This window comes from Aureimonas sp. SK2 (assembly GCF_029813115.1).
In the GTDB taxonomy this organism is placed as follows: domain Bacteria; phylum Pseudomonadota; class Alphaproteobacteria; order Rhizobiales; family Rhizobiaceae; genus Aureimonas.
This window is the reverse complement of record NZ_JAPZDS010000012.1, coordinates 42742-65778: the sequence shown is the minus strand read 5'-3', so window position 1 is coordinate 65778 and position 23037 is coordinate 42742. Positions and strand designations below refer to the sequence as shown.

The 23037-nt window shown below is 69.9% G+C and carries 24 protein-coding genes and 1 pseudogene; 20 read left to right on the top strand and 5 right to left on the bottom strand.

Annotated features, from left to right (window positions below):
* Positions 1-3 precede the first annotated feature (3 nt).
* Positions 4-803 (top strand): IS5 family transposase gene (locus tag O5O54_RS15520; RefSeq protein ID WP_279482732.1). Its coding sequence is split into 2 segments (ribosomal slippage): positions 4-331 and positions 331-803, totalling 801 coding nucleotides; the frame shifts between segments, so codons are not numbered across the junction.
* 28 nt (positions 804-831) lie between these two features.
* Here O5O54_RS15520 and O5O54_RS15515 read toward each other — a convergent pair.
* Positions 832-1386, bottom strand: a complete 555-nt coding sequence (locus O5O54_RS15515; protein WP_279482731.1) for a DUF3597 domain-containing protein — start codon at positions 1384-1386, stop codon at positions 832-834.
* A gap of 161 nt (positions 1387-1547) precedes the next feature.
* On the opposite strand from O5O54_RS15515, the gene trpS reads away from it, so the two are divergent.
* Both trpS and O5O54_RS15505 read left to right on the top strand, forming a co-directional pair.
* Complete coding sequence (gene trpS / locus O5O54_RS15510; RefSeq protein ID WP_279482730.1) at positions 1548-2615, top strand: tryptophan--tRNA ligase; 1068 nt, start codon at positions 1548-1550, stop codon at positions 2613-2615.
* Positions 2616-2679: 64 nt separating this feature from the next.
* Complete coding sequence (locus tag O5O54_RS15505) at positions 2680-3171, top strand: universal stress protein (RefSeq protein WP_279482729.1); 492 nt, start codon at positions 2680-2682, stop codon at positions 3169-3171.
* A 12-nt stretch (positions 3172-3183) separates the two neighbouring features.
* On the opposite strand, the gene bluB is transcribed toward O5O54_RS15505, so the two are convergent.
* From bluB to O5O54_RS15490, 3 genes are read right to left on the bottom strand one after another with little or no spacing between them, the layout of a single operon-like run.
* Positions 3184-3810 carry a 5,6-dimethylbenzimidazole synthase gene (bluB, locus tag O5O54_RS15500; RefSeq protein ID WP_279482728.1) on the bottom strand — a complete coding sequence of 209 codons (627 nt, stop codon included), beginning with the start codon at positions 3808-3810 and terminating at the stop codon, positions 3184-3186.
* A 40-nt stretch (positions 3811-3850) separates the two neighbouring features.
* Entirely contained in the window at positions 3851-5263 is a 1413-nt protein-coding gene (locus tag O5O54_RS15495) for a HAMP domain-containing sensor histidine kinase (RefSeq protein ID WP_279482727.1), read from the bottom strand.
* Entirely contained in the window at positions 5260-5931 is a 672-nt protein-coding gene (locus tag O5O54_RS15490; protein ID WP_279482726.1) for a response regulator transcription factor, read from the bottom strand. Before O5O54_RS15490 ends, O5O54_RS15495 begins: the two co-directional genes overlap by 4 nt.
* 139 nt (positions 5932-6070) lie before the next feature.
* Here O5O54_RS15490 and O5O54_RS15485 point away from each other — a divergent pair, with 139 nt between their 5' ends.
* Positions 6071-6931 (top strand): hypothetical protein, encoded by an 861-nt coding sequence (locus tag O5O54_RS15485; protein ID WP_279482725.1) that lies wholly within the window; start codon positions 6071-6073, stop codon positions 6929-6931.
* A gap of 52 nt (positions 6932-6983) precedes the next feature.
* Here the strand turns inward: O5O54_RS15485 and O5O54_RS15480 are convergent, their stop codons facing one another.
* Positions 6984-8141, bottom strand: coding sequence for an HPP family protein (locus O5O54_RS15480; RefSeq protein WP_279482724.1), 1158 nt, complete (start codon positions 8139-8141; stop codon positions 6984-6986).
* A gap of 173 nt (positions 8142-8314) precedes the next feature.
* Between O5O54_RS15480 and O5O54_RS15475 the strand changes: the two genes are divergently transcribed.
* The 16 genes and pseudogenes from O5O54_RS15475 to O5O54_RS22380 all read left to right on the top strand — a co-directional run.
* On the top strand, positions 8315-8896 hold the full coding sequence (locus O5O54_RS15475; RefSeq protein WP_279482723.1) for a NifU family protein: 582 nt from the start codon (positions 8315-8317) through the stop codon (positions 8894-8896).
* 16 nt (positions 8897-8912) lie between these two features.
* Positions 8913-9617, top strand: a complete 705-nt coding sequence (gene tsaB, locus O5O54_RS15470) for a tRNA (adenosine(37)-N6)-threonylcarbamoyltransferase complex dimerization subunit type 1 TsaB (protein WP_279482722.1) — start codon at positions 8913-8915, stop codon at positions 9615-9617.
* 62 nt (positions 9618-9679) lie between these two features.
* The gene (locus O5O54_RS15465) at positions 9680-10204 is read left to right on the top strand and encodes a GNAT family N-acetyltransferase (protein WP_279482721.1); all 525 of its coding nucleotides are present in this window, start codon (positions 9680-9682) and stop codon (positions 10202-10204) included.
* Positions 10205-10235: 31 nt separating this feature from the next.
* Positions 10236-11030 (top strand): lysophospholipid acyltransferase family protein, encoded by a 795-nt coding sequence (locus O5O54_RS15460; protein ID WP_407061718.1) that lies wholly within the window; start codon positions 10236-10238, stop codon positions 11028-11030.
* 179 nt (positions 11031-11209) lie between these two features.
* Positions 11210-12631: a tRNA (N6-isopentenyl adenosine(37)-C2)-methylthiotransferase MiaB gene (gene miaB / locus O5O54_RS15455; RefSeq protein WP_279482720.1), complete on the top strand. Its 1422-nt coding sequence runs from the start codon at positions 11210-11212 to the stop codon at positions 12629-12631.
* Positions 12628-13662: a PhoH family protein gene (locus O5O54_RS15450; protein WP_279482719.1), complete on the top strand. Its 1035-nt coding sequence runs from the start codon at positions 12628-12630 to the stop codon at positions 13660-13662. The genes miaB and O5O54_RS15450 overlap by 4 nt, the downstream gene beginning before the upstream one ends.
* The gene (gene ybeY, locus O5O54_RS15445) at positions 13659-14201 is read left to right on the top strand and encodes an rRNA maturation RNase YbeY (protein ID WP_279482718.1); all 543 of its coding nucleotides are present in this window, start codon (positions 13659-13661) and stop codon (positions 14199-14201) included. The genes O5O54_RS15450 and ybeY overlap by 4 nt, the downstream gene beginning before the upstream one ends.
* A gap of 21 nt (positions 14202-14222) precedes the next feature.
* On the top strand, positions 14223-15263 hold the full coding sequence (locus tag O5O54_RS15440; RefSeq protein WP_279482717.1) for a hemolysin family protein: 1041 nt from the start codon (positions 14223-14225) through the stop codon (positions 15261-15263).
* Positions 15264-15399: 136 nt separating this feature from the next.
* Complete coding sequence (gene lnt, locus O5O54_RS15435; protein ID WP_279482716.1) at positions 15400-16971, top strand: apolipoprotein N-acyltransferase; 1572 nt, start codon at positions 15400-15402, stop codon at positions 16969-16971.
* A 142-nt stretch (positions 16972-17113) separates the two neighbouring features.
* Entirely contained in the window at positions 17114-17539 is a 426-nt protein-coding gene (locus O5O54_RS15430; RefSeq protein WP_279482715.1) for a helix-turn-helix domain-containing protein, read from the top strand.
* Positions 17540-17643: 104 nt separating this feature from the next.
* Positions 17644-18852 (top strand): methionine adenosyltransferase, encoded by a 1209-nt coding sequence (metK, locus tag O5O54_RS15425; protein WP_279482714.1) that lies wholly within the window; start codon positions 17644-17646, stop codon positions 18850-18852.
* Positions 18842-19555 (top strand): tRNA (guanine(46)-N(7))-methyltransferase TrmB, encoded by a 714-nt coding sequence (locus O5O54_RS15420; protein ID WP_279482713.1) that lies wholly within the window; start codon positions 18842-18844, stop codon positions 19553-19555. The genes metK and O5O54_RS15420 overlap by 11 nt, the downstream gene beginning before the upstream one ends.
* A 221-nt stretch (positions 19556-19776) precedes the next feature.
* Positions 19777-20379: a ribosome maturation factor RimP gene (gene rimP / locus O5O54_RS15415; protein WP_279482712.1), complete on the top strand. Its 603-nt coding sequence runs from the start codon at positions 19777-19779 to the stop codon at positions 20377-20379.
* A gap of 96 nt (positions 20380-20475) precedes the next feature.
* On the top strand, positions 20476-22065 hold the full coding sequence (gene nusA, locus O5O54_RS15410) for a transcription termination factor NusA (RefSeq protein WP_279482711.1): 1590 nt from the start codon (positions 20476-20478) through the stop codon (positions 22063-22065).
* A gap of 8 nt (positions 22066-22073) precedes the next feature.
* Entirely contained in the window at positions 22074-22745 is a 672-nt protein-coding gene (locus O5O54_RS15405; RefSeq protein WP_279482710.1) for an RNA-binding protein, read from the top strand.
* A 98-nt stretch (positions 22746-22843) separates the two neighbouring features.
* Positions 22844-22996 (top strand): annotated as a pseudogene (locus tag O5O54_RS22380) (translation initiation factor IF-2 associated domain-containing protein); the annotation flags it as partial.
* Positions 22997-23037 lie beyond the last annotated feature (41 nt).

The window sequence follows — 23037 nt, the reverse complement described above, 5'->3', positions numbered from 1 at the left end:
GGGATGGGAAGACCTCTCGTTTGCGATGAATTGTGGGCTTCGATCTCGCCCCTGTTGCCATCGCTGCCGTCCCGACCGAAAGGCGGGCGTCCACGCTGCGACGATCGGGCGGCGTTGGCTGGCATTGTGTTCGTTCTGCGGTCCGGCATCCCGTGGGAGATGCTGCCGGCCGAGATCGGCTGCTCGGGCATGACGTGCTGGCGGCGCTTGCGCGACTGGCAGGCGGCCGGGGTCTGGGATCGGCTGCACCGTGTGCTTCTGGAGCGGCTGGCCGATGCCGAGCGCCTCGACTGGAGCCGCTGCTCGCTCGACAGTGCGAGCGTTGTGGCGAAAAGGGGGGATCGCAGATCGGTCCGAGCCCGACGGATCGCGGCAAACCGGGGTCGAAGCGCCATCTTGTGGTCGACCGGGAGGGCACGCCGCTCGGCGTGACGTTGTCGGGCGCCAACCGGCACGACAGCATGATGCTGGCGCCGACCCTGGACGCCGTTCCCGGCGTACGGCGCGGGCGAGGTCGACCGCGTCGTCGCCCCGTCAAGCTGCACGCCGACAAAGGCTACGACCACAAGCGTTGTCGTCGGGAATGCCAAGCCCGCTCGGTCACACCCCGCATTGCCCGGCGCGGCGTCGAAAGCAGCCAGAAGCTTGGGCGCCATCGCTGGGTGGTGGAGCGGACCTTCGCCTGGCTCGCCCGCTTCCGCCGCCTTGCCGTCCGCTACGAACGCCGCGCCGACATCCACATGGCCTTCCTCAAACTCGGTTGCGCTCTCGTCTGCCTCAACCAGATCAAACGGTTTTGTTAGGCCCTCTAAGGCCGCCCGGACGTTACGGTCAGTCGCGCAGTTCGGCCGGCACGGTGCCGCCGTTAGCGGCAAGCTTGGTCATCACCTGCCGGTGCAGCCAGGTGTTCATTGCGGCCGAATCGTCGTGATCGCCCGTGTAGCCGAGTTCCTGCGCAAGCTCGCGCCGCGCCGAAAGGCTGGAATCGAGATCGAGAAGCTTGAGGAGATCGACGATCGAGTGCCGCCAGTTCAGCGTCTGGCCGGCGCCCTTCGCCTTTCCGTCCAAAACGGCTGCGACGTCCACCGGGCCGGCCGGGGCGGAGGCGGGGATCGGCGAGGCGCCGGGCGTCGAAGCGACGGGGCTGGACGTGCCGGCGGTGGCGGGAGAGACCGCGTCCGAGGTTCCCGGCGCGCCGGCGGACGGCGCCAGGATCTGGGGGCTGGGCGCGGGCGACACGCCGGCGGGCGCGGCCGTTCCGCCGATATTCGTCGAAGCCGGTGTCGAGGCGGGCCCCGTCGCGGCCTGCGGTGCGGCCTCCGTCGCGGGGGTGTCGGCATGGGCTGAGCCGAAGATCTTGGATTTGATGCGCTCGAAGAAGCTCATGGGCGGTCTCCTCATATGTCCTGCTGCCGCGACGGGACTCGGCGGGCTTGGAGCGGAGACGCAAGGGTTGTGGTCTTGGTTCCCGTCTTGCGGCTCGGCCTCCGCTTCGCCATAAGCGCGCGACCGGCGACCCTTGCCGGCATGCCCTTCGGAGCTGTCCCATGGCCGCGTTCCAGCCGCTCGTCTTTTCCGGTATCCAGCCGACCGGAAACCTCCATCTCGGGAACTATCTCGGGGCGATCCAGAAGTTCGTCGCCCTGCAGGAGACGAGAGACTGCATCTTCTGCGTGGTGGACCTCCATGCGCTGACGGCGCAGCTCGTGCAGGACGACCTCGCGCGGCAGACCCGCGAGATCGCGGCCGCCTATCTCGCCGCCGGCATCGATCCCAAGCGCCACATCGTCTTCAACCAGTCCGCCGTGTCGGGCCATGCCGAGCTCGCCTGGGTCTTCAACTGCGTCGCGCGCATCGGCTGGATGGAGCGCATGACCCAGTTCAAGGACAAGGCCGGCAAGGACCGCGAGCGTGCCTCGCTCGGCCTTCTCGCCTATCCCAGCCTCATGGCCGCCGACATCCTTCTCTACCGGGCGACGCACGTGCCCGTCGGCGACGACCAGAAGCAGCATCTGGAGCTGACGCGCGACATCGCGACCAAGTTCAACCACGACTTCTCCGCCCGCATCGCGGAAAAGGGGCTCGGACACCCGATCCAGATGGGCGAGGAGACCGTGCAGGGCTATTTCCCGCTCGCCGAGCCGATGATCGAGGGGCCGGCGACGCGCGTCATGAGCCTCAAGGACGGCTCCAAGAAGATGTCGAAGTCGGACCCGTCCGACCTCAGCCGCATCAACCTCACCGACGACGCCGACACGATCGCCAAGAAGATCCGCAAGGCCAAGACCGACCCCGACGCGCTGCCCTCCGAGACCGCGGGCCTTGCCGGCCGCCCGGAGGCCGACAACCTCGTCGGCATCTATGCCGCCCTCGTCGGCCGCTCCAGGGCCGACGTCCTCGCCGACTTCGGCGGTCGACCCTTCTCCGAGTTCAAGCCGGCGCTCGCCGACCTCGCCGTCGACAAGCTCGCGCCCATCGCCACCGAAATGCGCCGCATCCTCGACGACCCCGCCGAGATCGACCGGACGCTGCGCGAGGGCGCCGAGCGCGCCGGCGCGATCGCTCACCGCACGATGCACGACGTCAAGTCCATCGTCGGGCTGCTGAACGGGTAGGATCTTGGCGGGGCCGGGTGCTCCGCCGCTTGCCGCCCCATCGGCGGGCTGGCATGGTCCGGCCATGGTATCGAAGCGACTCGGGCGGGGCGAAGGCGGCCGCCGCAAGTTCCTGGCTGTGATCGACGAGACGCCCGAATGCGGGCGCGCGGCGGCCTATGCGGCGCGACGCGCCAAGGCGTCGGGCGGCGCGGCGGTGTTTCTCTACGTGATCGACGCGGCGGACTTCCAGCAATGGCTGGGCGTCGGCGACATCATGCGCGCGGAGGCCATGGAAGAGGCCGAGACGCGCATGGCCCGGGTGACGGACGAGATCCGCGAGGCTGTGGGTCTGGAGCCCGAGACGATCGTGCGCGAGGGCAAGACAGTCGGGGAGATCCGCGCCCTGATCGAGGCCGACCGCGAGATCGCGATCCTGGTGCTCGCCGCGAGCGACGCGGCCGAGGGGCCGGGGCCACTGGTCTCGGCCGTCGCAGGCTCGGGATCGGCCTTTCCGGTGCCCGTGACGATCGTGCCCGCCACCTTGAGCGACGAGGATATCGAAAGCCTTTGCTGACCGGCCGGGCCGTCAGCGGCGCAGGATGACGGCGGGGCGTCGGCTTTCCCATCCCGCCCGTTCGAGTTCGGGCACGTCGCTGTCCTCCACAGGCCATCCCAAGCAGAGATAGGCGACGAAGCGCCAGTCGGCAGGGACGTCCAGCGCCGCGTGGACGGCGGCGGGATCAAGGATCGACACCCAGCCGAGGCCGACGCCCGCCGCGCGGGCCGCCAGCCATAGGGTATGGATCGCGAGCACGGCCGAATGGTCGAGCGTTTCCGGCATGGTGCGGCGGCCGAGCCCGTGGCCCTGCGGCGGGTCGCCGGCCGCGAACACACCGATCTGGACGGGCGCCTCCTCGAGGCCGGAGAGCTTCAGCCGCGCATAGGCGGCCTGCCGCTCAGGCGCCGTTCGGACGAGGGCCTCGGCATTGCGGCGTCGGAAGTCCTGCCGCACCGCCTCGCGCCGGGCGGGGTCGTCCACGAGCACCAGTCGTGTTGGCTGGCTGAGCCCGACAGACGGCGCGAGGGCCGTCAGCGACAGGAGATGCGCCGTAAGGTCGTCGGGCAGCCGCTCCGGTCGGAACCGGCGCACGTCGCGGCGCAGGCGCAGCAGCGTCTCGAACTCGGGCAGGGCATGGGGCGGCAGGCGGTCCATGTGCCCCTGTTCCACCGTTCGGGCGCGAAAGAAAGCGGTTTCAGACGGAGGACGCGGCCGAGAGCGGCAGTGCGAGGCGGGCTTCGAGTCCCCCTTCCGGCGCGCGGCTGAGCGTGAGGCGACCGCCGTAGAGGCCGGCGATCTCGGCCGTGATCGGCAGGCCGAACCCGTGGCCGGGCCGCGTCTCGTCGAGCCGGCGTCCGGGTTGGAGTACGGCGTCGATCTCGACCTCCGTGAGCCCCGGGCCGTCGTCGGCGATGCGGGCGATGCCTTGCGCGCCGTCCTGGTGGGTTTCGAGCACGACGCGCGACCCCGCATGGCGGCAGGCGTTCTCGAGGAGGTTGCCCAGCATCTCGTCGAGGTCCTCCTGGTCGACGGCGACGAAGAGGCCGGGGGCGAGCCGGGTTTCCACGGCGACGCGCGGGTCGAACTTGGCGATCGTCAGCGCCAGGTCCTCGCAATGGCGGGCGAGGTCCGTGCGCTGGCGCACCGGGCCGCCGAGGGCCGCCGTGCGGGCACGGCGCAGATGGTGGCGCACCCGCCGATCCATGAGGGCCGAGAGGTCAAGAAAGCCGGCGCGCGCCTCCGGATCGGGCAGGCGCTCGGCGGCGGCCGAAAGGGTCGCGAGCGGCGTCTTCAGTCCGTGCGCGAGGTTGGCGACATGGAGGCGCGATTGCCGTAGGTTGGCCGCGTCCTGCTCGATCAGGGCGTTGAGCTCGCGCTGCAGCGGCTCCAGCTCGGCGGGATAGCGCCCTTCCACGCTTTCCCGCTCGCCTGAGCGCACGCGGGCGAGCGCCGCGCAGAGCTGGTCGAGGGGCTTCAGACCGAAGCGCACCTGGGCGAAGATGGAAGCGACGAGGAGCGCGCCGAGGCCCGTCAGCGTCGCGGCGACCTGGAGCGTCACGTCCCGCAAGGGGCCGTCGATCGCCCGGCGGGGGGCCGCCGCCAGGATGCGGGCCTCGCGGCCGCCGGGCAGATCCACCTCGTCCTCGCGAAGGACGACGGCCTCGCCGTCCGGTCCGCGCGCGAGGTCGAGCTTGTGCGGCCCGCCGCCGATGTCCGGCGGATCGTCCTCCACCGCCAGGGCGCGGTCTCCCAGGGAACGCGAGCGGCCGACGACCTGGCCGTCGATTTCGACCTGCCAGAACCAGTCCCCCCGCGGCCGGTCGAAGGGCGCGCCGTCGATGTCCTCCAGCGCGCGGGCGAAGGAGGGCGGCCCGGGCGGGCGGCGGCCGCGCCGCGGCTCGCCCGGGGGCGGTGGATTGAGGAGCGCGGCCTCGATCGTCGCGATCTGGAGATCCAGCCGTCCGGCGACCTCGCCGCGCACGAAACGCTCCAGAACGGTGCCGATCAGGAAGCCGGTGACGAGGACGGCGGCCAGCACGAAGAGCGCGGCCGACAGGGTCAGGCGCGCTCGCAGCGACAGATTGCGCAACCGGGCGGGAACCGTCATCCCGCAACCTCGCCGGCCGTCAGACGGTAGCCGAGGCCGCGCACGGTCTCGATCATCGCATGGCCAATCTTGCGGCGCAGGCGGGCGATGATGACCTCGACGGAATTGGAATCCACCTCGGCGTCCCCCTCGTAGACGCGCTCCATCAGGTCGGCGCGGGGCACCACGATCTCCTTGCGCAGCATCAGGCAAGACAGGACGCGCCATTCGAGAGCGGTGAGCTTCAAGGGCAGGCCGTCGCGCTCGAACGTGCCGACCTGCGCGTCGAAGGTGAGGGCGCCGCAGGAGATCCGGGCGTCGGCATGGCCGCGCGAGCGGCGCACCAGGGCGCGCAGGCGCATCACCAGTTCCTCCACGCGGAACGGCTTGACGAGATAGTCGTCGGCGCCGGCCTTGAAGCCCTGCACCTTATCGCTCCAACCGTCGCGCGCGGTGAGGATCAGGACCGGCAGGTCGCGCCCCGCCGCGCGCCAGCCGCGCAGGACCTCGATGCCGCCGAGGCCCGGCAGGCCGAGGTCGAGCACGGCCGCGTCGAAGAGCTCGGTGTCGCCGAGATGCAGGCCGTCCACGCCGTTGTCGGCATGGTCCACGGCGAAGTTCTCGGCCCGCAGCGCGCCCGCGATCTCGGCGGCCAAGCCCGCGTCGTCCTCGACCAGAAGCACGCGCATGAGGGTTCTTCTTCCTTTGTGACCGTCTGCCCGACCTATGCCTGCCGCCTGAACGGAATCTGAACCGCGTGGTTCAGGAGGGGTTTCGGGGCGAGGGATAGAAGGGGCGTCATCCGCAACCGACAAGGATCTGTCGATCATGAAGACGACCCCTTCCCTGAAGCGCCGCATCGGCATCGCCGCGCTGTCCCTTCCGCTCCTGGCCGGCTCGACGCTCGCCTTCGCGCAGAACGCCATGCCGCCCGCACCGCCCGCGCCCCGCACCGCCACCGTGAACGAGCTGCGCGACATGAACGACCTGCGTCTCGAAGGCCGTGTCGCCGAAGTCTTCGGCAACCGCTTCGTCCTGGAGGACGCGACGGGTCGCACGCTGGTCGAACTCGGGCCACGCGGCGAGCGCGGGACCCTCGTCAAGGTCGGCGACACCGTGTCGGTGGACGGCCGCTTCGAGCGCGGCCAGATCGACGCCCGCTCGATCAGCGTGGGCGGCGCCGAGCGCATCGCCCTGGAGCGTCCGCGCCCGGAGCGTGACGGACCGCGCGGCCCGGGCCGCGGCCCGGATCGCGATGGCCCGCGCCACGGACCGCGCGGCGAGGACGGCCCGCCGAAGCGCGGCGAGCGTGCCGAACGCGGCTGGTTCGGCGGCGGCGTGGACGAGGCTGCGGCCACGAAGGCACTGACGGACGCCGGCTACACCGAGGTCACGCTGACCGACACCAAGAAGCACCATGCCGAGTTCACCGTCAAGGATGCGGCCGGTGCGATGTGGGAGATCAAGGTGGACGACGACAACCGCGTCGCCGAGCGCGAGCCGTTCACGCCCCCGATGGCCGAGGATGCGGCGCGCGCCGCGATCGAGAAGCTCGGCTACACCTATGACGGCGACTTCGAGGTGAAGAAGCACCATGTCGAGGCCGACGCCAAGGACGCGTCCGGCCGGGAGGTGCGCGTCGAGATCAATGCCGACGGGTCGCTTCGCAAGGAGCGTTTCGAGGGCTGATCGGTCTGCAGCCTGTCTCGGAGGGCGGTGCTTCGGCGCCGCCCTTTTTGCGTCAGGCACCCGCCTCGCTGCGACGCGCGGCATCGGCCAGGAGCGCCACCACCAAGTCGGTCTGCGAGACGATGCCGACGAGGCGGCCGTCCGGGTCCGTCACCGGAAGGTGGTGGATGCCGAGCGCCGACATTTCTGGCACCACGTCGGCGATCGGCTCGTCCGGCCCGACCGTCCGGACCGGCGCGGTCATGATGTCGGCGACGCTCGATGCCGGTGCGCGGCCCCGCCGCATCGTGAGGCGCAAGCGCTCGCGCGCGCCGAGGCGCGGCCCCCGCCCGTCCCAGGCCGCCTTGTCGAGAAGGTCGGTCTGGGTGAGGATCCCGATCACCCGCGCGTGGTCGTCCGTCACCGGCAGGGCCTTGATGTGGTGCCGGCGCAAGGTGTCGAGCGCCTCGCGAAAGGAGGCGTCGGGCGAGATGGCGACCACGTCGCGCGACATGATCTCTCGCGTGCGCGTTGCCCGTGCCCGTCGCGCGAAGGAATGCAGCTCCGTGCGTCGGAGGAGTGCCTCGAGATCGGCGCGCGAAATGTCGAGAAGCTGGTCCGATTCGGCCAGCGCCGCGTCGAGATCGGCGGCCGAAAAGCCGATGCGCTCGGCCGGAGGCGGATCCTGCGTCGCATGCGCCGGGCGGGGCGCACGGTGCGGATACGGACGGCCGGTCAGGTTGTTGTAGGCGAGGGCGGCGAGGAGCAGGAGAACCGAGTTCGCGCCGACCGGCCAGAGCGCGAAGCCGAAGCCGAGGTCCCAGACCGCCGGCCCGCCGAGAACCGCCGTCAGCGCCACCGCGCCGCTCGGCGGGTGGAGGCAGCGCAGGGCGAGCATCAGGAGGATCGCGACCGCCCCCGCCAGCGCCGCGCCGATCACGGGGTCGGGCACGAGGAGTCGTACCACGACGCCGGTCAACGCGGCGATCGTGTTGCCGCCGACGATCGACCAGGGCTGGGCGAGCGGGCTCGCCGGCACGGCGAAGAGCAGGACGGTCGAGGCGCCCATCGGCGCGATCAGGATCGGCAGGGCCGAGCCCGCGCCGACGGCCGCGCGGCAGACGAGGCCAGTGACGAGAAGGCCCAGAAGAGCGCCGACGACGACACGAAACCGCTCCTGCCAACTGACGGCCGGCAGGTCGGGCAGGAGTCGCTGGAGGAAGCTGTGCATTTCTTGGGCGTCCGGCACGAAATATGGGCAGGGCTCCCCATGGCCCGAAGGCGCGGGTGACGCAAGCGGCGCGCCAGCGCGAACGCAGCGTCGCCGCCGCTTCGCTTGCGGCAGGGGGCGGTGCCGACTATCTGGAGGGTTCAGATCTTCCGCCGCTGAACCGAGGCGCGCCCATGTTCATCCAGACCGAATCCACGCCCAACCCGCAGACCCTGAAGTTCCTGCCCGGCCGGGTGGTGCTGGAAAACGGCACGGCCGAGTTCCTCGACGCCACGGATGCGGCCGCGCGCTCCAAGCTCGCCGCCAAGCTGATGGGCATCGAGGGCGTGCGCAGCGTCTTCTTCGGCTACGACTTCGTCACCGTCACCAAGGACGAGACCGGCTGGCAGCACCTGAAGCCCGCGATCCTCGCGGGGCTGATGGAGCACTTCCTGTCGGGCGAGCCCGTGATGGCGGCGGGTGCCGGCGGCAGCGCGCAGGCCGACGATTCCGGCGAGGAGTTCTTCGAGCCCGGCGACGAGACCGTCGTCTCGACCATCAAGGAACTGCTGGAGACCCGCGTGCGCCCGGCCGTCGCGCAGGACGGTGGCGACATCACCTTCCGCGGCTTCCGCGACGGCGTGGTGTTCCTGAACATGCGCGGCTCTTGCGCCGGCTGCCCCTCGTCCACCGCCACGCTGAAGCACGGCATCGAGAACCTCCTGCGCCACTTCGTGCCGGAGGTCGAGGCCGTGGAAGCGATGGAAGCGGCCTGACCGTGAAGGCTTCGCCGTGACCGGCGGCCTCCTCCTGGCGATCGACACGGCGGGCGAGCGCTGCTCGGCGGCGGTGCTGCGCCTGTCCGACGGCGAGGTGCTCTCGGCCGTCGATCCCGTCATCGGGCGCGGCCATGCCGAAGTGCTGATGGACACGGTGACGGAGGCCATGCGGGCGGCCGGTGCCGGGTGGCGCGATATCGAAAAGCTCGGGGTCGGGATCGGTCCGGGCTCCTTTACCGGCATCCGCGTCGCGGTCGCCGCCGCGCGCGGCTTCGAACTGTCCTTGAACGTTCCGAGCGTCGGCGTCACCACGCTGGAGGCGCAGGGTCAGCCGTTCTGGGCGGACGGGCCGGTGCTCGCCGTTCACGACGCCAAGCGCGGCGAGGTCTATGCCGCGCTCTTCGACCGGGGCGGCGCGGTTCTGGCCGAGCCGCAGGCGCTCGCGCCGGCCGCCTTGCCGGCGCTGGCGGCTCGGGCATTCGGGGCGCTGCGGCTCGTCGGCTCGGGCGCGGGCATCGCCGCCGAAGTCCTCGGGCTCGGTTCCGACCGGATCGCGAGCGCGGAGGGCAGCGCACCGATCGGTGCCGTGGCGCTTATTGCCGCCGGCCGCGCCGTCGCCGCGCCGCCCCTGCCGCTCTATCTAAGGGGAGCGGATGCCAAGGCGCAGGCGCCTTCCGGCCTTCGGGCCGCGCCTTCGACAGGCACCGTTAACCCTTGAGGCCGATAGTCGGGGACGGCCGGCATATCCGGTCCGGCCGCGATCCTTGGGAGGAGGAGGGCATGTACTGGTATCTGCCGTGGGCTTGGACCCTGTCCTTCTGGGAAAACATCGTGACGCCCGTCGACCACGTGGCCGAGCCGCTCGGCCCGGACGACGTGGAATGGGCCGCCGCGCTCCATAGCCAGGCCTTTTCCCAACCCTGGTCGGGCGACGAGTTCGCCGCGCTGCTCTCGCAGGCCGGCACGTTCGGCTATGTCGTGCGCCGGACGGGCCAGGCCCGGCCCGTCGGCGTGGTGCTGGCGCGGCTCGCCGCCGACGAAGCCGAGATCCTGACCATCGTCGTGGACAAGGCGGCCCGGGGCAAAGGGTTCGGCCGGCTCCTGATGGACAACGTCCTCCAGCATCTCCATGCCGAGCGCGCGGCCTCCCTGTTCCTGGAGGTGGAGGAAACCAACCTGCCGGCGCTCAAGCTCTACCGCCACCTGCGCTTCGAGGAGGTCGGCCGCCGACCCGCCTATTACGTCGGCTCCGACGGCCAGCGCCAGAACGCGCTGATCCTGAAGCGGACCCTTGGATCTCGCTGACGCCGGAAGCGGCGCGTCGGACCGCAATCCCGTGGCGCTGCTGCGCCTCGGGACGGTCGCGATCGTCCTGGCGCTGACGACGCTCCTGCTGGCGCCGCTCCAGCTCGTCGCCATCCGTTTCGGCTGGGGGCTGGCGAGCCGGCTTCCCTTTCTGTGGCAGCGCATTGCCGCTCGCGTGGTGGGGCTCCGCGTCCGGACACGGGGAGAGGCGACGGCCGGGCGTCCGCTCCTCCTCGTTTCCAATCACCAGTCCTGGGCCGACATCACCGCGCTCGGCTCGGTCATGCCGCTGTCCTTCATCGCGAAATCCGACGTCGAAGGCTGGCCGATCTTTGGAACGCTCGCGCGCCTCCAACGCACCGTCTTCGTGGAACGGAACGCGCGCGGGCGCACGGGAGAACAGGCCGATTCCATCGCCGAGCGCCTGACGGCGGGCGACGCGATGGTGCTCTTCGCGGAAGGGACGACCTCGGACGGGAATGCCGTCCTGCCCTTCAAGACGGCCCTGTTCGGGGCGGCGCAGGCGGCGCTGAAGGCGTCCGGGGCGGAGGCCGTCTATGTGCAGCCGGTCTCGGTCGCCTATGTCGGCGCCAACGGGATCGTGCTCGGGCGATACGGCCGGCCGCTGGCCGCCTGGCCGGGCGATGTGGAACTGATGCCGCACCTTGCCGCCTTCTTGCGCGAGGGGGCGGTGGACGTCGAGATCTCGTTCGGGGAGCCGATCCGCGTCACCGCCGGCACCGATCGCAAGGGGCTCGCGCGGGCCTGCGAGGCAGAGGTGCGGCGGATGCTGCGCCGGAGCCTCGGCTTTTGCGACGACGCGTGAGGGCGGCCCGGTCACACCTTCGCGAAAACGTCGCTTGCTTCAACGGGTCAGGCGGTCGATATAGGAACGAGAGAAGCCGGGCCGGCGGGCGTTGTGCGGCGGTGCGGCGAAGTCGAGGACTTGGCCCATGGGGTCCGTCCGGCCGCTCGGCAGGACGGGGCGGAGCCCGCAAAGGACGCATGGACACACCGGACGAGAGCGCACGGGGCGAACGCAAGGTCTTCATCAAGACCTATGGCTGCCAGATGAACGTCTACGATTCGCAGCGCATGGGCGATGCGCTGGAGCGTGACGGCTACGTGCAGACCGAAGTGATCGAGGACGCCGACCTCGTGCTCCTCAACACCTGCCATATCCGCGAAAAGGCCGCCGAGAAGATCTATTCCGAGCTCGGACGCATCCGCGTCCTGAAGGCGGAGAAGGCGGCAGAGGGGCGTGAGCTCCGCGTCGGCGTCACCGGCTGCGTGGCGCAGGCGGAGGGCTCCGAGATCATCGAGCGCGCCCCTGTCGTCGATCTCGTGGTCGGGCCGCAGACCTATCATCGCCTGCCGGAAGCGCTGGCGCGGGTCGCCAAGGGCGAGCGCGTGGTCGAGACCGACTACGCCGTCGAGGACAAGTTCGACCACCTCCCGAAATCCGGAAAGGCCGCCATCGCCCGGCGCGGCGTCGCTGCCTTCCTGACGGTGCAGGAAGGCTGCGACAAGTTCTGCACCTTCTGCGTCGTGCCCTACACGCGCGGCTCGGAGGTCTCGCGGCCCTTCGCCGCCGTGATGGACGAGGCGCGGCGCCTGGCCGAGGCCGGCGTGCGCGAGGTGACGCTGCTCGGCCAGAACGTCAACGCCTGGGCGGGCACCGATTCCGCCGGCCGCCCGATCGGCCTCGGCGGGCTCCTGCGGCAACTGGCCGAGGTGCCGGGCCTTGCCCGCCTTCGCTACACGACCTCGCACCCGCGCGACATGGACGACGACCTGATCGCCGCCCATCGCGATCTGCGCGCGCTGATGCCCTACCTGCACCTGCCCGTGCAGTCGGGCTCGGACGCGATCCTGAAGGCGATGAACCGGCGGCACAAGGCGTCGGACTATCTGGCGCTCCTCGACCGCATCCGCGCCGCGCGGCCGGACATCGCGCTGTCGGGCGACTTCATCGTCGGCTTCCCCGGCGAGACGGACGCCGACTTCGAGGCGACCCTCGATCTCGTGCGCACCGTTCGCTACGCCGCCGCCTACACATTCAAGTATTCGCCCCGGCCGGGAACGCCGGGCGCCTCGATGGACGGCCATGTGCCGGAGGACGTCAAGACGACGCGTCTCGACCGTCTCCAGGCGCTGATCCGCGAGCAACAGGTGGCGTTCCAGGATTCGTTCGTCGGGCGCGACACCGAGGTGCTGATCGAGAAGCCGGGGCGCCATCCCGGCCAGATGATCGGCCGCTCGCCCTTCCTTCTGCCCGTGGTGGTGCCGTCCTCCGCCGGGTCGGTGGGCGACATTGTCACGGTGCGCGTTTCCGAAACGCGCCCCAATTCCCTGATGGCCGCCGGCGCCGAGCCGGTCGTTCGGGTTCCGGCGATGTCCGAGCCCCAGTTGAGGAAGATCGCATGAAGGCAGCCCGCGGCGTGCTTCCGACCTCCGGCGCATCGGACATGGCCCATATCGTGCTGACCTTCGACGACAACCGGCTGGCGAGCGCCTTGTTCGGGCAGTTCGACGAGCATCTGGCGATGATCGAGCAGAAGCTCACGGTGGACGCGCGGGCCAGGGGCAACAAGGTGGAGCTGCGGGGCGACCCGGTGGCCGCCGAACAGGCGCGCCGCGCGCTCGACATCCTCTATGCCCGCCTCCAGTCCGGTCACGAGCTGCAGGCCTCCGACGTGGAGGGCGCGATCCGCATGGCGGTGGCGCAGGACGACCAGCTCGTGCTACCGACCCTGGAGAAGAAGGGCCGGCTGGCGCTCGCCCAGATCTCGACCCGCAAGAAGACCATCTACGCCCGCACCCCGACGCAGGACGCCTATATGCGCGCCATGGAGCGGGCGGAGCTCGTCTTCGGCGTCGGCCCGGCCGGCACCGGCAAGACCTATCTCGCCGTCGCCCACGCCGCCCAGCTCCTCGAGCGCGGCCAGGTCGAGCGCATCATCCTGTCGCGTCCGGCCGTCGAGGCCGGCGAGCGGCTCGGCTTCCTGCCGGGCGACATGAAGGACAAGGTCGATCCCTATCTTCGCCCGCTCTACGACGCGCTCTACGACATGATGCCGGCCGAGAAGGTGGAGCGGGCGATCGCCGCCGGCGCCATCGAGATCGCGCCGCTCGCCTTCATGCGCGGGCGCACGCTCGCCAACGCCGCCGTGATCCTGGACGAGGCGCAGAACACGACCTCGATGCAGATGAAGATGTTCCTGACGCGCCTCGGCGAGAACGCGCGCATGGTGGTGACCGGCGACCCGTCGCAGATCGACCTGCCGCCGGGTGTGAAGTCGGGCCTCGTGGAGGCGCTGCGGGTGCTGGAGGGCGTGTCGAGCATCGTCTCCGTGCGCTTCGAGGCCAAGGACGTCGTGCGTCACCGCCTCGTGCAGGCGATCGTGGAGGCCTACGAGGCCGACGCGACCGATGCCCGCGTCAAGGCGGCGCCATGAACGACGGCCGATCTCCCGGCGCGGCCCGCACGGGGCCGCGCATCCTCCTTTCCGTGGAGGACGAGGGCTGGCGGACGCTCCTGTCGCGGCCGGCCGACGACCTGGTCCGCGAGGCGGTCTTTGCCGCCGCCGACGGTGCCGAACTTGCGCCTTCGATCGGCACCGAAGTTTCCGTGACCCTGTCGGACGACGAGGACGTCCAGGCGCTCAACGCCGAATGGCGCGGCAAGGACAAGCCGACCAACATCCTTTCCTTTCCGATGATGCCGCTTGCGCCCGGCGATGCGCCCGGCCCGATGCTCGGCGACCTAATCCTCGCCCGCCAGACGCTGGAGCGCGAGGCGGCGGCGGAGGGCAAGTCGCCCGACGACCATTTCCGTCATCTCCTCGTCCACGGCATCCTGCATCTCCTGGGCCACGACCACGAGACCGACGCCGACGCGGACGCGATGGAAGCGCTGGAAATCTCTATCCTCGCGCGGCTCGGCATCGCCGACCCCTATGCCGACGCCGACGAGGCGCCGGACGCGCGACACTAGAAGGGACCATTGGTGAACCACATGAGCTTGCCCCCCTACGGCGACGAGGTCGGCCACGAGGCCGTCTCGTCGGAGACCCCGCAAGAGGCGCGAAGTCGCAGGCCGCGGCCGGGCCGCGAGGCGCCGGCCGAGCCGGGCTTCCTGGAGTCGCTCGTCGCCTTCCTCCGGCCGCGCGTCTCCCATTCGCTGCGCGAGGAGATCGCCGAGGCGCTGACCCGGCCCGAGACCGAAGCCTCCGGCTTCACCTCCAACGAGCGGCTGCTCCTCAACAACATCCTCCAGCTCCACGACGTGCGTGTGGAGGACGTGATGGTGCCGAGGACGGAGATCCAGGGCATTTCCGCCACGGCCACGCTCGGCGAACTCATGGCGCGTTTCGAGGAAACGGGCCATTCGCGCATGCCGGTCTACGGCGACGGCCTCGACGATCCGCTCGGCATGGTCCACATCCGCGACGTGGTCGGGCACCTGACCCGCGCCGCCCTGTGCTTCGGCCACACGGTTGCCGAGCCCGACGGCCCGGTGCGCTCCAGCCTCGACCTCGGCCGCGTCGATCTCGGCCACAGCCTCGCCGATCTCGGTCTCCTCCGGCAGATCCTGTTCGTGCCGCCATCCATGCACGCGGCCGAGCTGATGCAGCGCATGCAGGCGAGCCACATCCAGATGGCGCTCGTCATCGACGAGTACGGCGGCACCGACGGGCTTGTGTCGCTGGAAGATATCCTCGAGATGGTGGTGGGCGACATCGAGGACGAGCACGACGACGAGGAAGCTCTGGTGAGCCATGCCGGCGACGGCGTGTTCTACGCCGACGGCCGCGCCGATCTCGACGACGTGCGCAGCGTGGTCGGGACCGACTTCGACACCAGCGGGCACGAGGAGGACGCCGACACGATCGGCGGTCTCGTGGTCAACGCGCTCGGACGCATGCCGGCGCCCGGCGAGGTCGTGGAGGCGGTGCCGGGCTTCGAGATCGAGGTGCTGGAGGCCGATCCGCGCCGGGTGAAGCGGCTGCGCATCGTGCGCTTCCCGGAAGGGGCGGACGCGATCCTCGGCAACTGACCGGCCGGGGCGGCAGGTTTCGCGAAAGTCCCGAGACTTACGAGCATGGAAGGGTGCGTCCGCGGGACGGACGATACGCCCGGCCGTGCCGGGGAGGAGAGGGGCGAGCGCGTTGGAACGACTGGCCGGACGAATCATGCTTCTTCACGGCTGGCGGCGGGCGGCCCTGGCGTGTCTCGCCGGCCTCGTCGCGACCCTGGGGCTTGCGCCGGTCAACGTTCCCGCCGTCGGCTTCCTCGCCTTTCCCGTTCTCGTCTGGCTGCTCGACGGGGCGAGCGGTCGACCGGGCGCGGGCTTGGTCGGGCGCTCGCTGCCAGCATTTCGCATCGGCTGGTGCTTCGGCTTCGGCTATTTCCTCGGCGGCCTCTGGTGGCTCGGGGCGGCGGTGCTGGCGGGCGGAAACGCCTTCCTCTGGGCGCTGCCGCTGGCGGTCCTCGGCCTGCCCATGGTCCTGGCGATCTACCACGGTCTCGCCGCAGCGATCGCGCGGCTCTTCTGGAGCGACGGCGTCGGGCGCCTCTTCGCCCTCGCGGCCTCGTTCGCCGGATTCGAATGGCTGCGCGGCACGCTCCTCACCGGCTTCACCTGGAACGAGCTCGGCGCCATCGCGGCGCCCGTGCCCGCTCTCATGGGCAGCCTGTCGGTCGTCGGCCTGCACGGCCTGACGCTCCTTTCCGTCTTCGTCTTCTGCCTGCCGGCGCTCATGGCGGGCAGGACACGCGGCCGCGGGGCCGTCGTCGCCTTCGGCCTCGTGCTCCTGGCCGCGCATGCCGGCTACGGCTTCTGGCGCCTGTCGCAGGCGCCCGACGGCAGCGTGCCGGACGTGGCGTTGCGCATCGTTCAGCCAGGCATTCTCCAGTCGGAGAAATGGGACCCGGCGGAGGAGGAGCGCAACTTCGCCAAGCTCCTGTCGCTCACCGCCGGCGGCGAGCCGGCGGCGGCGGGCGCGCGTCGGCTGGTGGTCTGGCCCGAATCCGCCTTTCCCTTCATCCTGACCGACCGCCCGGACGCGGTGACGCGGCTCGCCGACACGTTGGGCGAGGCCGACACGCTCCTGGCCGGCGCGACCCGCGTCGAGGGCGAGACGTCGAGCCCCACGGCGCGCTTCTACAATTCGCTCTACGTGATCGACGGCAACGGCGTCGTTCGCGATGCCGGCGACAAGCTGCATCTCGTGCCCTTCGGCGAATACCTGCCTTTCCAGGACCTCCTGGAAAGCTTCGGCATCACCCAGCTCACGCAGCTTCCCGGCGGTTTCTCCGCCGGCGCCTCGCGCCGCGTGATGCGGGCGGGCGAGGGGGGGCCGAGCTTCCTGCCGCTGATCTGCTACGAGGCGATCTTCCCGGGCGAACTCCTGAACGACCTGCAGACCCGCCCCGACTTCCTTCTCAACGTCACGAACGACGCCTGGTACGGGATGACGCCCGGCCCCTACCAGCACATGCGCCAGGCGCAGATGACGGCGGCGAGCTTCGGCCTGCCCCTGGTCCGCGCCGCCAATACGGGAATCTCCGTCGTCACCGACAGCGTCGGCCGGCCGGTGGCCGGGCTGGTGCTCGGCGCGGAGGGCACGGTGGACGCTGCTCTGCCCTTGGCCGGGCCGCCAACCGTCTATGCACGCCTCGGCGATCTTGTCTTCGCCGCATTCCTCGGTCTTTTCGCTCTCGTCGGCGTCGTGACGTCGATTCGATCGGGCCGTGTGCGTTGAGATTATGCCGTTCCGTCTCGGCGATTGCCCGGATAAGTCGTATCATCTAGATAACGGAATCTGACTATGAGGGTCGATCGGCGGGGGCTGCATCGGCGTCGCCTGCCCGTCTTGGCGCGGGACTTGCGAGGGACAGGACGATATGGCCGTTGAAAGCAAGAAACCGAATCCCGTCGACGTCCATGTCGGCGCGCGGGTGCGGTTTCGGCGCACGATGATGGGAACCAGCCAGGAAAAGCTCGGCGAAGCCCTCGGCGTGACCTTTCAGCAGGTCCAGAAATACGAGAAGGGGACCAACCGCGTCGGCGCCAGCCGCCTGCAGAAGATCGCGGAGGTGCTGCAGGTTCCCGTGTCCTTCTTCTTCGAAGGATACCAGGGCGAGGGCGCCCAGCCGGCCGGCCTGCGCGAGGCCGATGCTGAGTTCGTGAACGACTATCCCGTGTCCGCGGAAAGCATCCAGCTCAACCGCGCCTTCGGCCGGATCCAGGACCCCAAGATCCGGCGCCGGATCGTGGAACTGGTCCGCTCGCTCGCCGAAACCGAGGCGGAAACGGCCGAATCCAAGTAGCGGCCGGACTCTCGCCTTGCGAGAAAAGCCTTGCGCAACGGAGTGCCCCTGTTAAGGACGGCGGCCCCGATCGACGATCCCCAGAACTGAGAGACCCAAGACGGATGCGCAGCGGCGAGTACTTCTTCACCTCCGAAAGCGTGGCTGAAGGCCATCCCGACAAGGTGTGCGACCGGATCTCCGACGAGGTCCTGGACCTACTGTACCGCGAGGCGCGTAAGGCGGGTGTCGACGCTTGGGCTCTGCGTGTTGCCTGCGAGACGCTGGCCACCACCAACCGCATCGTGATCGCCGGCGAGGTCCGCACGCCGCTCGATTCGGCCAAGCTGCGCTCCAAGGTTCGCTCGGCCGCCCGCCGCGCGGTGAAGGCGATCGGCTACGAGCAGGACGGCTTCCACTGGAAGACCGCCAAGATCGACGTGCTCCTGCACGAGCAGTCGGCAGACATCGCACAGGGCGTCGATGCCGGCTCGAAGAACACCGAAGGAGCCGGCGACCAGGGCATCATGTTCGGCTACGCCTGCCGCGAGACGGCCGAGCTGATGCCGGCTCCGATCTTCTACGCCCACAAGATCCTGGAGCGCCTGTCCGAGGCGCGCCGGTCGGGCGAGGGCGGCGCGGGCGTGCTCGGTCCCGACGCCAAGAGCCAGGTGACCGTCCGCTACAAGGACCGCAAGCCGGTCTCGATCTCCTCCATCGTGCTCTCGACCCAGCACGTGGACGAGACCCTTACCTCCGCCGACGTGCGACGCATCGTCGAGCCCTTCATCCGCGAGGCGACGAGCGGCCTGCCGATCGAGGAGGCGTGCGTCTGGCACGTCAACCCGACGGGCAAGTTCGTGATCGGCGGGCCGGACGGCGACGCCGGCCTGACGGGCCGCAAGATCATCGTCGACACCTATGGCGGCGCGGCACCCCACGGCGGCGGCGCCTTCTCGGGCAAGGACCCGACCAAGGTGGACCGCTCGGCCGCCTATGCCGCGCGCTATCTCGCCAAGAACGTCGTGGCGGCGGGGCTCGCCGACCGCTGCACGATCCAGCTCTCCTACGCCATCGGCGTCGCCGAGCCGGTCTCGGTCTATGTCGACCTCCACGACAGCGGCTCGGTGGACGAGGCGGCGCTGGAAAAGGCGCTGTGCGAGCTCATGGACCTGACGCCGCGCGGCATTCGCGAGCACCTGGATCTCGCGCGCCCGATCTACGCCAAGACCTCGGCCTACGGCCATTTCGGCCGCAAGCCCGGCCGCGACGGCTCCTTCTCCTGGGAGCGGACCGACCTCGTCTCCAAGCTGAAGGCGAAACTTGGCCGCTGAGCGCCGCACGAACGGTCCTCGCGCGCGCGTCCGGGAGAACTTCTTCGGACGCTCGCGCGGCAAGACGCTGCGCCCGCTTCAGGCCGGGCTCCTGCGCGAGGCGCTGCCCGCGCTCGGGCTCGACCTCGGCCAGCCCGCGCCCGCCGACCTACGCACGCTGTTTCGCGCGCCGGTCGAGGCTGTGCGGCTGGAGATCGGCTTCGGCGGCGGCGAGCACCTTCACCTCGAATCGGGCCGCCACCCCGCGACGGGCTTCATCGGCGTCGAGCCCTTCGTCAACTCCATGGCCAAGATGCTGGTGGCCTTGGAGGACGAGCCGCGTGACAACCTGCGTCTCTTCGGCGACGACGCGACGCTGCTGCTCGACTGGCTGCCGGACGCGTCGTTGGCGGGGATCGACCTTTTCTATCCCGACCCCTGGCCGAAGCGGAAACACTGGAAGCGCCGCTTCGTCAACGCGCGCACGCTGGAGCGCATGGCGCGCGTCATGAAGCCCGGCGCGCGTTTCCGCTTCGCCTCCGACATCGAGACCTATGTCGACTGGACGCTCCAGCATCTGCGCGACCATCCCGCCTTCCGCTGGCAGGCGGACGGCCCGTCCGACTGGCACACGCCCTACGAGGGCTGGCCGGGCACGCGCTACGAGGCCAAGGCACATCGCGAGGGTCGCAAGGGCGCCTATCTCACCTTCGTGAAGCTCTGACCCCGGATAGGCGGGCGCCGCCGCTTGTGGAAAAGGCGTCTTGCCTTGCCATCCCGGCTCTGCGGATGTATATGGGCTTCAAATTCTCTGCGATGCGATCGTGAGAGTGGGTCCTCCCGGTCCCGCTCTTTTTTGTTAGGGGCATGGCCCTGGCAAAGGACCCGGCGATCGACGCAGGCCAGGCCGCATCGGAGCGGCCCCGAGGCACAGCCGGAGACTTCGTGACGGACAAGCGCATCATCATCGAACAAGGGCTCGAAGCCCGCATCGCCACGCTTCTGGAGCCGGTGATCGAGCAGCTCGGCTACCGCCTGGTGCGGATCCGGGTGTCGGCCCTCAACGGCACCACGCTGCAGATCATGGCGGAGCGGCCGGACGGCACGATGAGCGTCGAGGACTGCGAGGCGGTGTCGCGCGGCATCTCGCCGGTGCTGGACGTCGAGGATCCGCTCGACCGGGCCTATCATCTCGAGATCTCCTCGCCCGGCATCGACCGCCCGCTGGTGCGGATCGGCGACTTCCAGGCTTGGGCCGGGCAGCTCATCAAGCTGGAGACCAACCGTCTCGTGGCCAACCGCAAGCGGTTTCGCGGGCGGATCCTCAGCGTGTCTGACGAGGGCTTCACGCTGGATCGCGACGGCGCCACGGAAGGCGAGGAGCGCGTGGTCGAGATCCCGTTCGACTCCCTGGCCGAGGCGCGGCTGATCCTTACCGACGACCTGATCGCCGCCTCGCTGAAGGCCGACAAGGCCGCCCGCAAGGCGCGGGGCCTGCCCCTAGAAGACGACGATTTCGACGGAGCCGGTGCGCCGACCGCGCATTGATGTGACGACGGGAGGCGGGCGCGTCACGCGCCGGGCTTCCCTTCCCGGAGGGCCGGAGCGCAGGGCGCCCGGCGGCTTTCGACAGGAGACGTGAACATGGCAGTCAGTGCGAACAGGCTCGAGCTTCTGCAGATCGCGGATGCCGTGGCGCGCGAGAAGTCGATCGATCGGGAGATCGTGATCGCCGCGATGGCCGACGCCATCCAGAAGGCCGCGCGCTCGCGCTACGGCCAGGAGACCAACATCCGCGTCGACATCAACACCAAGACCGGCGAGATGAAGCTGCAGCGGCTTCTCGAAGTGGTCGAGGAGGTCGAGGACCCGGCGACGCAGATCTATCTCGATCTCGCCCGCGACAAGAACCCCGACGCGGAGCCCGGCGACTTCATCGCCGAGCAGCTTCCGCCGATGGAGTTCGGGCGCATCGCCGCCCAGTCGGCGAAGCAAGTGATCGTTCAGAAGGTGCGCGAGGCCGAGCGCGACAAGCAGTACGAGGAGTTCATCGGCCGGGTGAACGAGATCGTCAACGGCACGGTGAAGCGCGTCGAGTACGGCAACGTGATCGTCGATCTCGGCAAGGGCGAGGGCATCATCCGTCGCGACGAGCAGATCCCGCGCGAACTCTTCCGCTACGGCGATCGCGTGCGCGCCTTCGTCTACGACGTGCGCCGCGAGCAGCGCGGGCCTCAGATCTTCCTCTCGCGCACCCATCCGCAGTTCATGGCGAAGCTCTTCACCATGGAAGTGCCGGAGATTTACGACGGCATCATCGAGATCAAGGCGGTCGCCCGCGATCCCGGCTCGCGCGCCAAGATCGCCGTGGTCAGCCGCGATTCGTCGGTTGATCCGGTCGGCGCCTGCGTTGGCATGCGCGGCTCCAGAGTCCAGGCCGTCGTCGGCGAGCTGCAGGGCGAGAAGATCGACATCATTCCCTGGTCGCCGGATGCGGCATCCTTCCTCGTCAACGCACTGCAGCCGGCGGAAGTCGCGAAAGTGGTGCTCGACGAGGACGCCGAGCGCATTGAAGTCGTGGTGCCGGATGACCAGCTAAGCCTTGCGATCGGCCGTCGCGGCCAGAACGTTCGCCTCGCCTCGCAGCTCACCGGCTGGGACATCGACATCCTGACCGAGCAGGAGGAGTCCGAGCGGCGCCAGAAGGAGTTCGTCGAGCGCTCCGCCCTCTTCATGGAGGCGCTGAACGTCGACGAGATGGTCGGCCAGCTCCTCGCCTCCGAAGGTTTCGCGAGTGTCGAGGAAGTCGCCTATGTCGACAGTTCCGAGGTCGCTGCGATCGAAGGCTTCGACGAGGACACGGCGGCCGAGATCCAGAACCGCGCCAAGGAGTTCTTGGACCAGCGCGAGAACGAGCTCGACGAGAAGCGCCGCGCGCTCGGCGTCGAGGACGGCCTGCGCCAGATCGACGGGCTGACCACCGCCATGCTGGTGGCGCTCGGCGAGGACGGTGTGAAGAGCGTCGAGGACTTCGCGGGCTGCGCGGCCGACGATCTCGTCGGCTGGACCGAGCGCAAGGACGGCGAGACCAAGAAGTTCACCGGCGCGCTTTCCGCCTTCGAGGTGAGCCGCCAGCAGGCCGAGGCGATGATCATGCAGGCCCGCGTCATGGCGGGCTGGGTCGAGGCCGAGGAGCCGGCGGTCGAGGCCGACGAAGAGGCCGAAGAGGCCTGAGGAGACGAATGGACGGCGACGAGGACAGGGAACTGGAGGAGGCGGTGATGAACGGACGCATGTGCATCGTGTCGCGCCGCTCGCTGCCGGCCGACGCCCTGATCCGCTTCGTCGCCGGCCCCGACGGACGGGTCGTGCCGGACCTCAAGCGTCGCCTGCCGGGGCGGGGCGCTCATATCGAGGGGCGCCGCTCCGCGGTGGAGACGGCGCTGAAGCGAAAGCTCCTGCCGCGCGCGCTGAAGCGCGAGCTTGCGGGCGTCGAGACGCTGGCGGACGACGTGGACGCGCTCCTGATGCGCTCGGCGACGGGGGCGCTCGCCCTCGCCCGCAAGGCCGGGCAACTGACCACGGGCGCCGCCAAGGTCGATGCGGCCCTGCGCTCGGGCAAGGCGCTGGCGGTCCTTCACGCCTCGGACGGGGCGGCGGACGGGGTACGAAAGCTCGACGGCGCGCGGCATGCGCGGGCCTTCGAGACAGGCTCCCGGCCGGTGTCGGCCTATCTGACGCTCACGGCGGCCGAAATCGGTTTGGCCATGGGCGACCAGAATGTGATACACGCGGCCATCCTGCCCGGTGGAGCTGGAGCGGCCCTGATCGAGCGCCTCGAGGCGCTGACGACATACCGGGGCGACAGCGCCCGGGCGACGAACGAAACGGAGACCGGCGAGCCGGTCTCGTGACGCCACAATTAAGATCAACGGCAGAGCACGGTTGCGAAATGCTCTAGGCACGGATAGTGGCGCGGGAGAAAAGACCCGCGCAGGAAGCGGAAGCGTAAATGAGCGATACGAAATCCGGCGACGACAAGACGCTGAGCGTCACCCCGAAGAAGACCCTCTCCCTGAAGCCGAGCGGCAACGTCTCGCAGTCGGTGGTGCGGCAGAACTTCTCGCACGGGCGGACCAAGAGCGTCGTCGTCGAGACCAAGAAGCGCAAGTTCTCGGTCCCCGGCGAAGCGGCCAAGGATGCGCC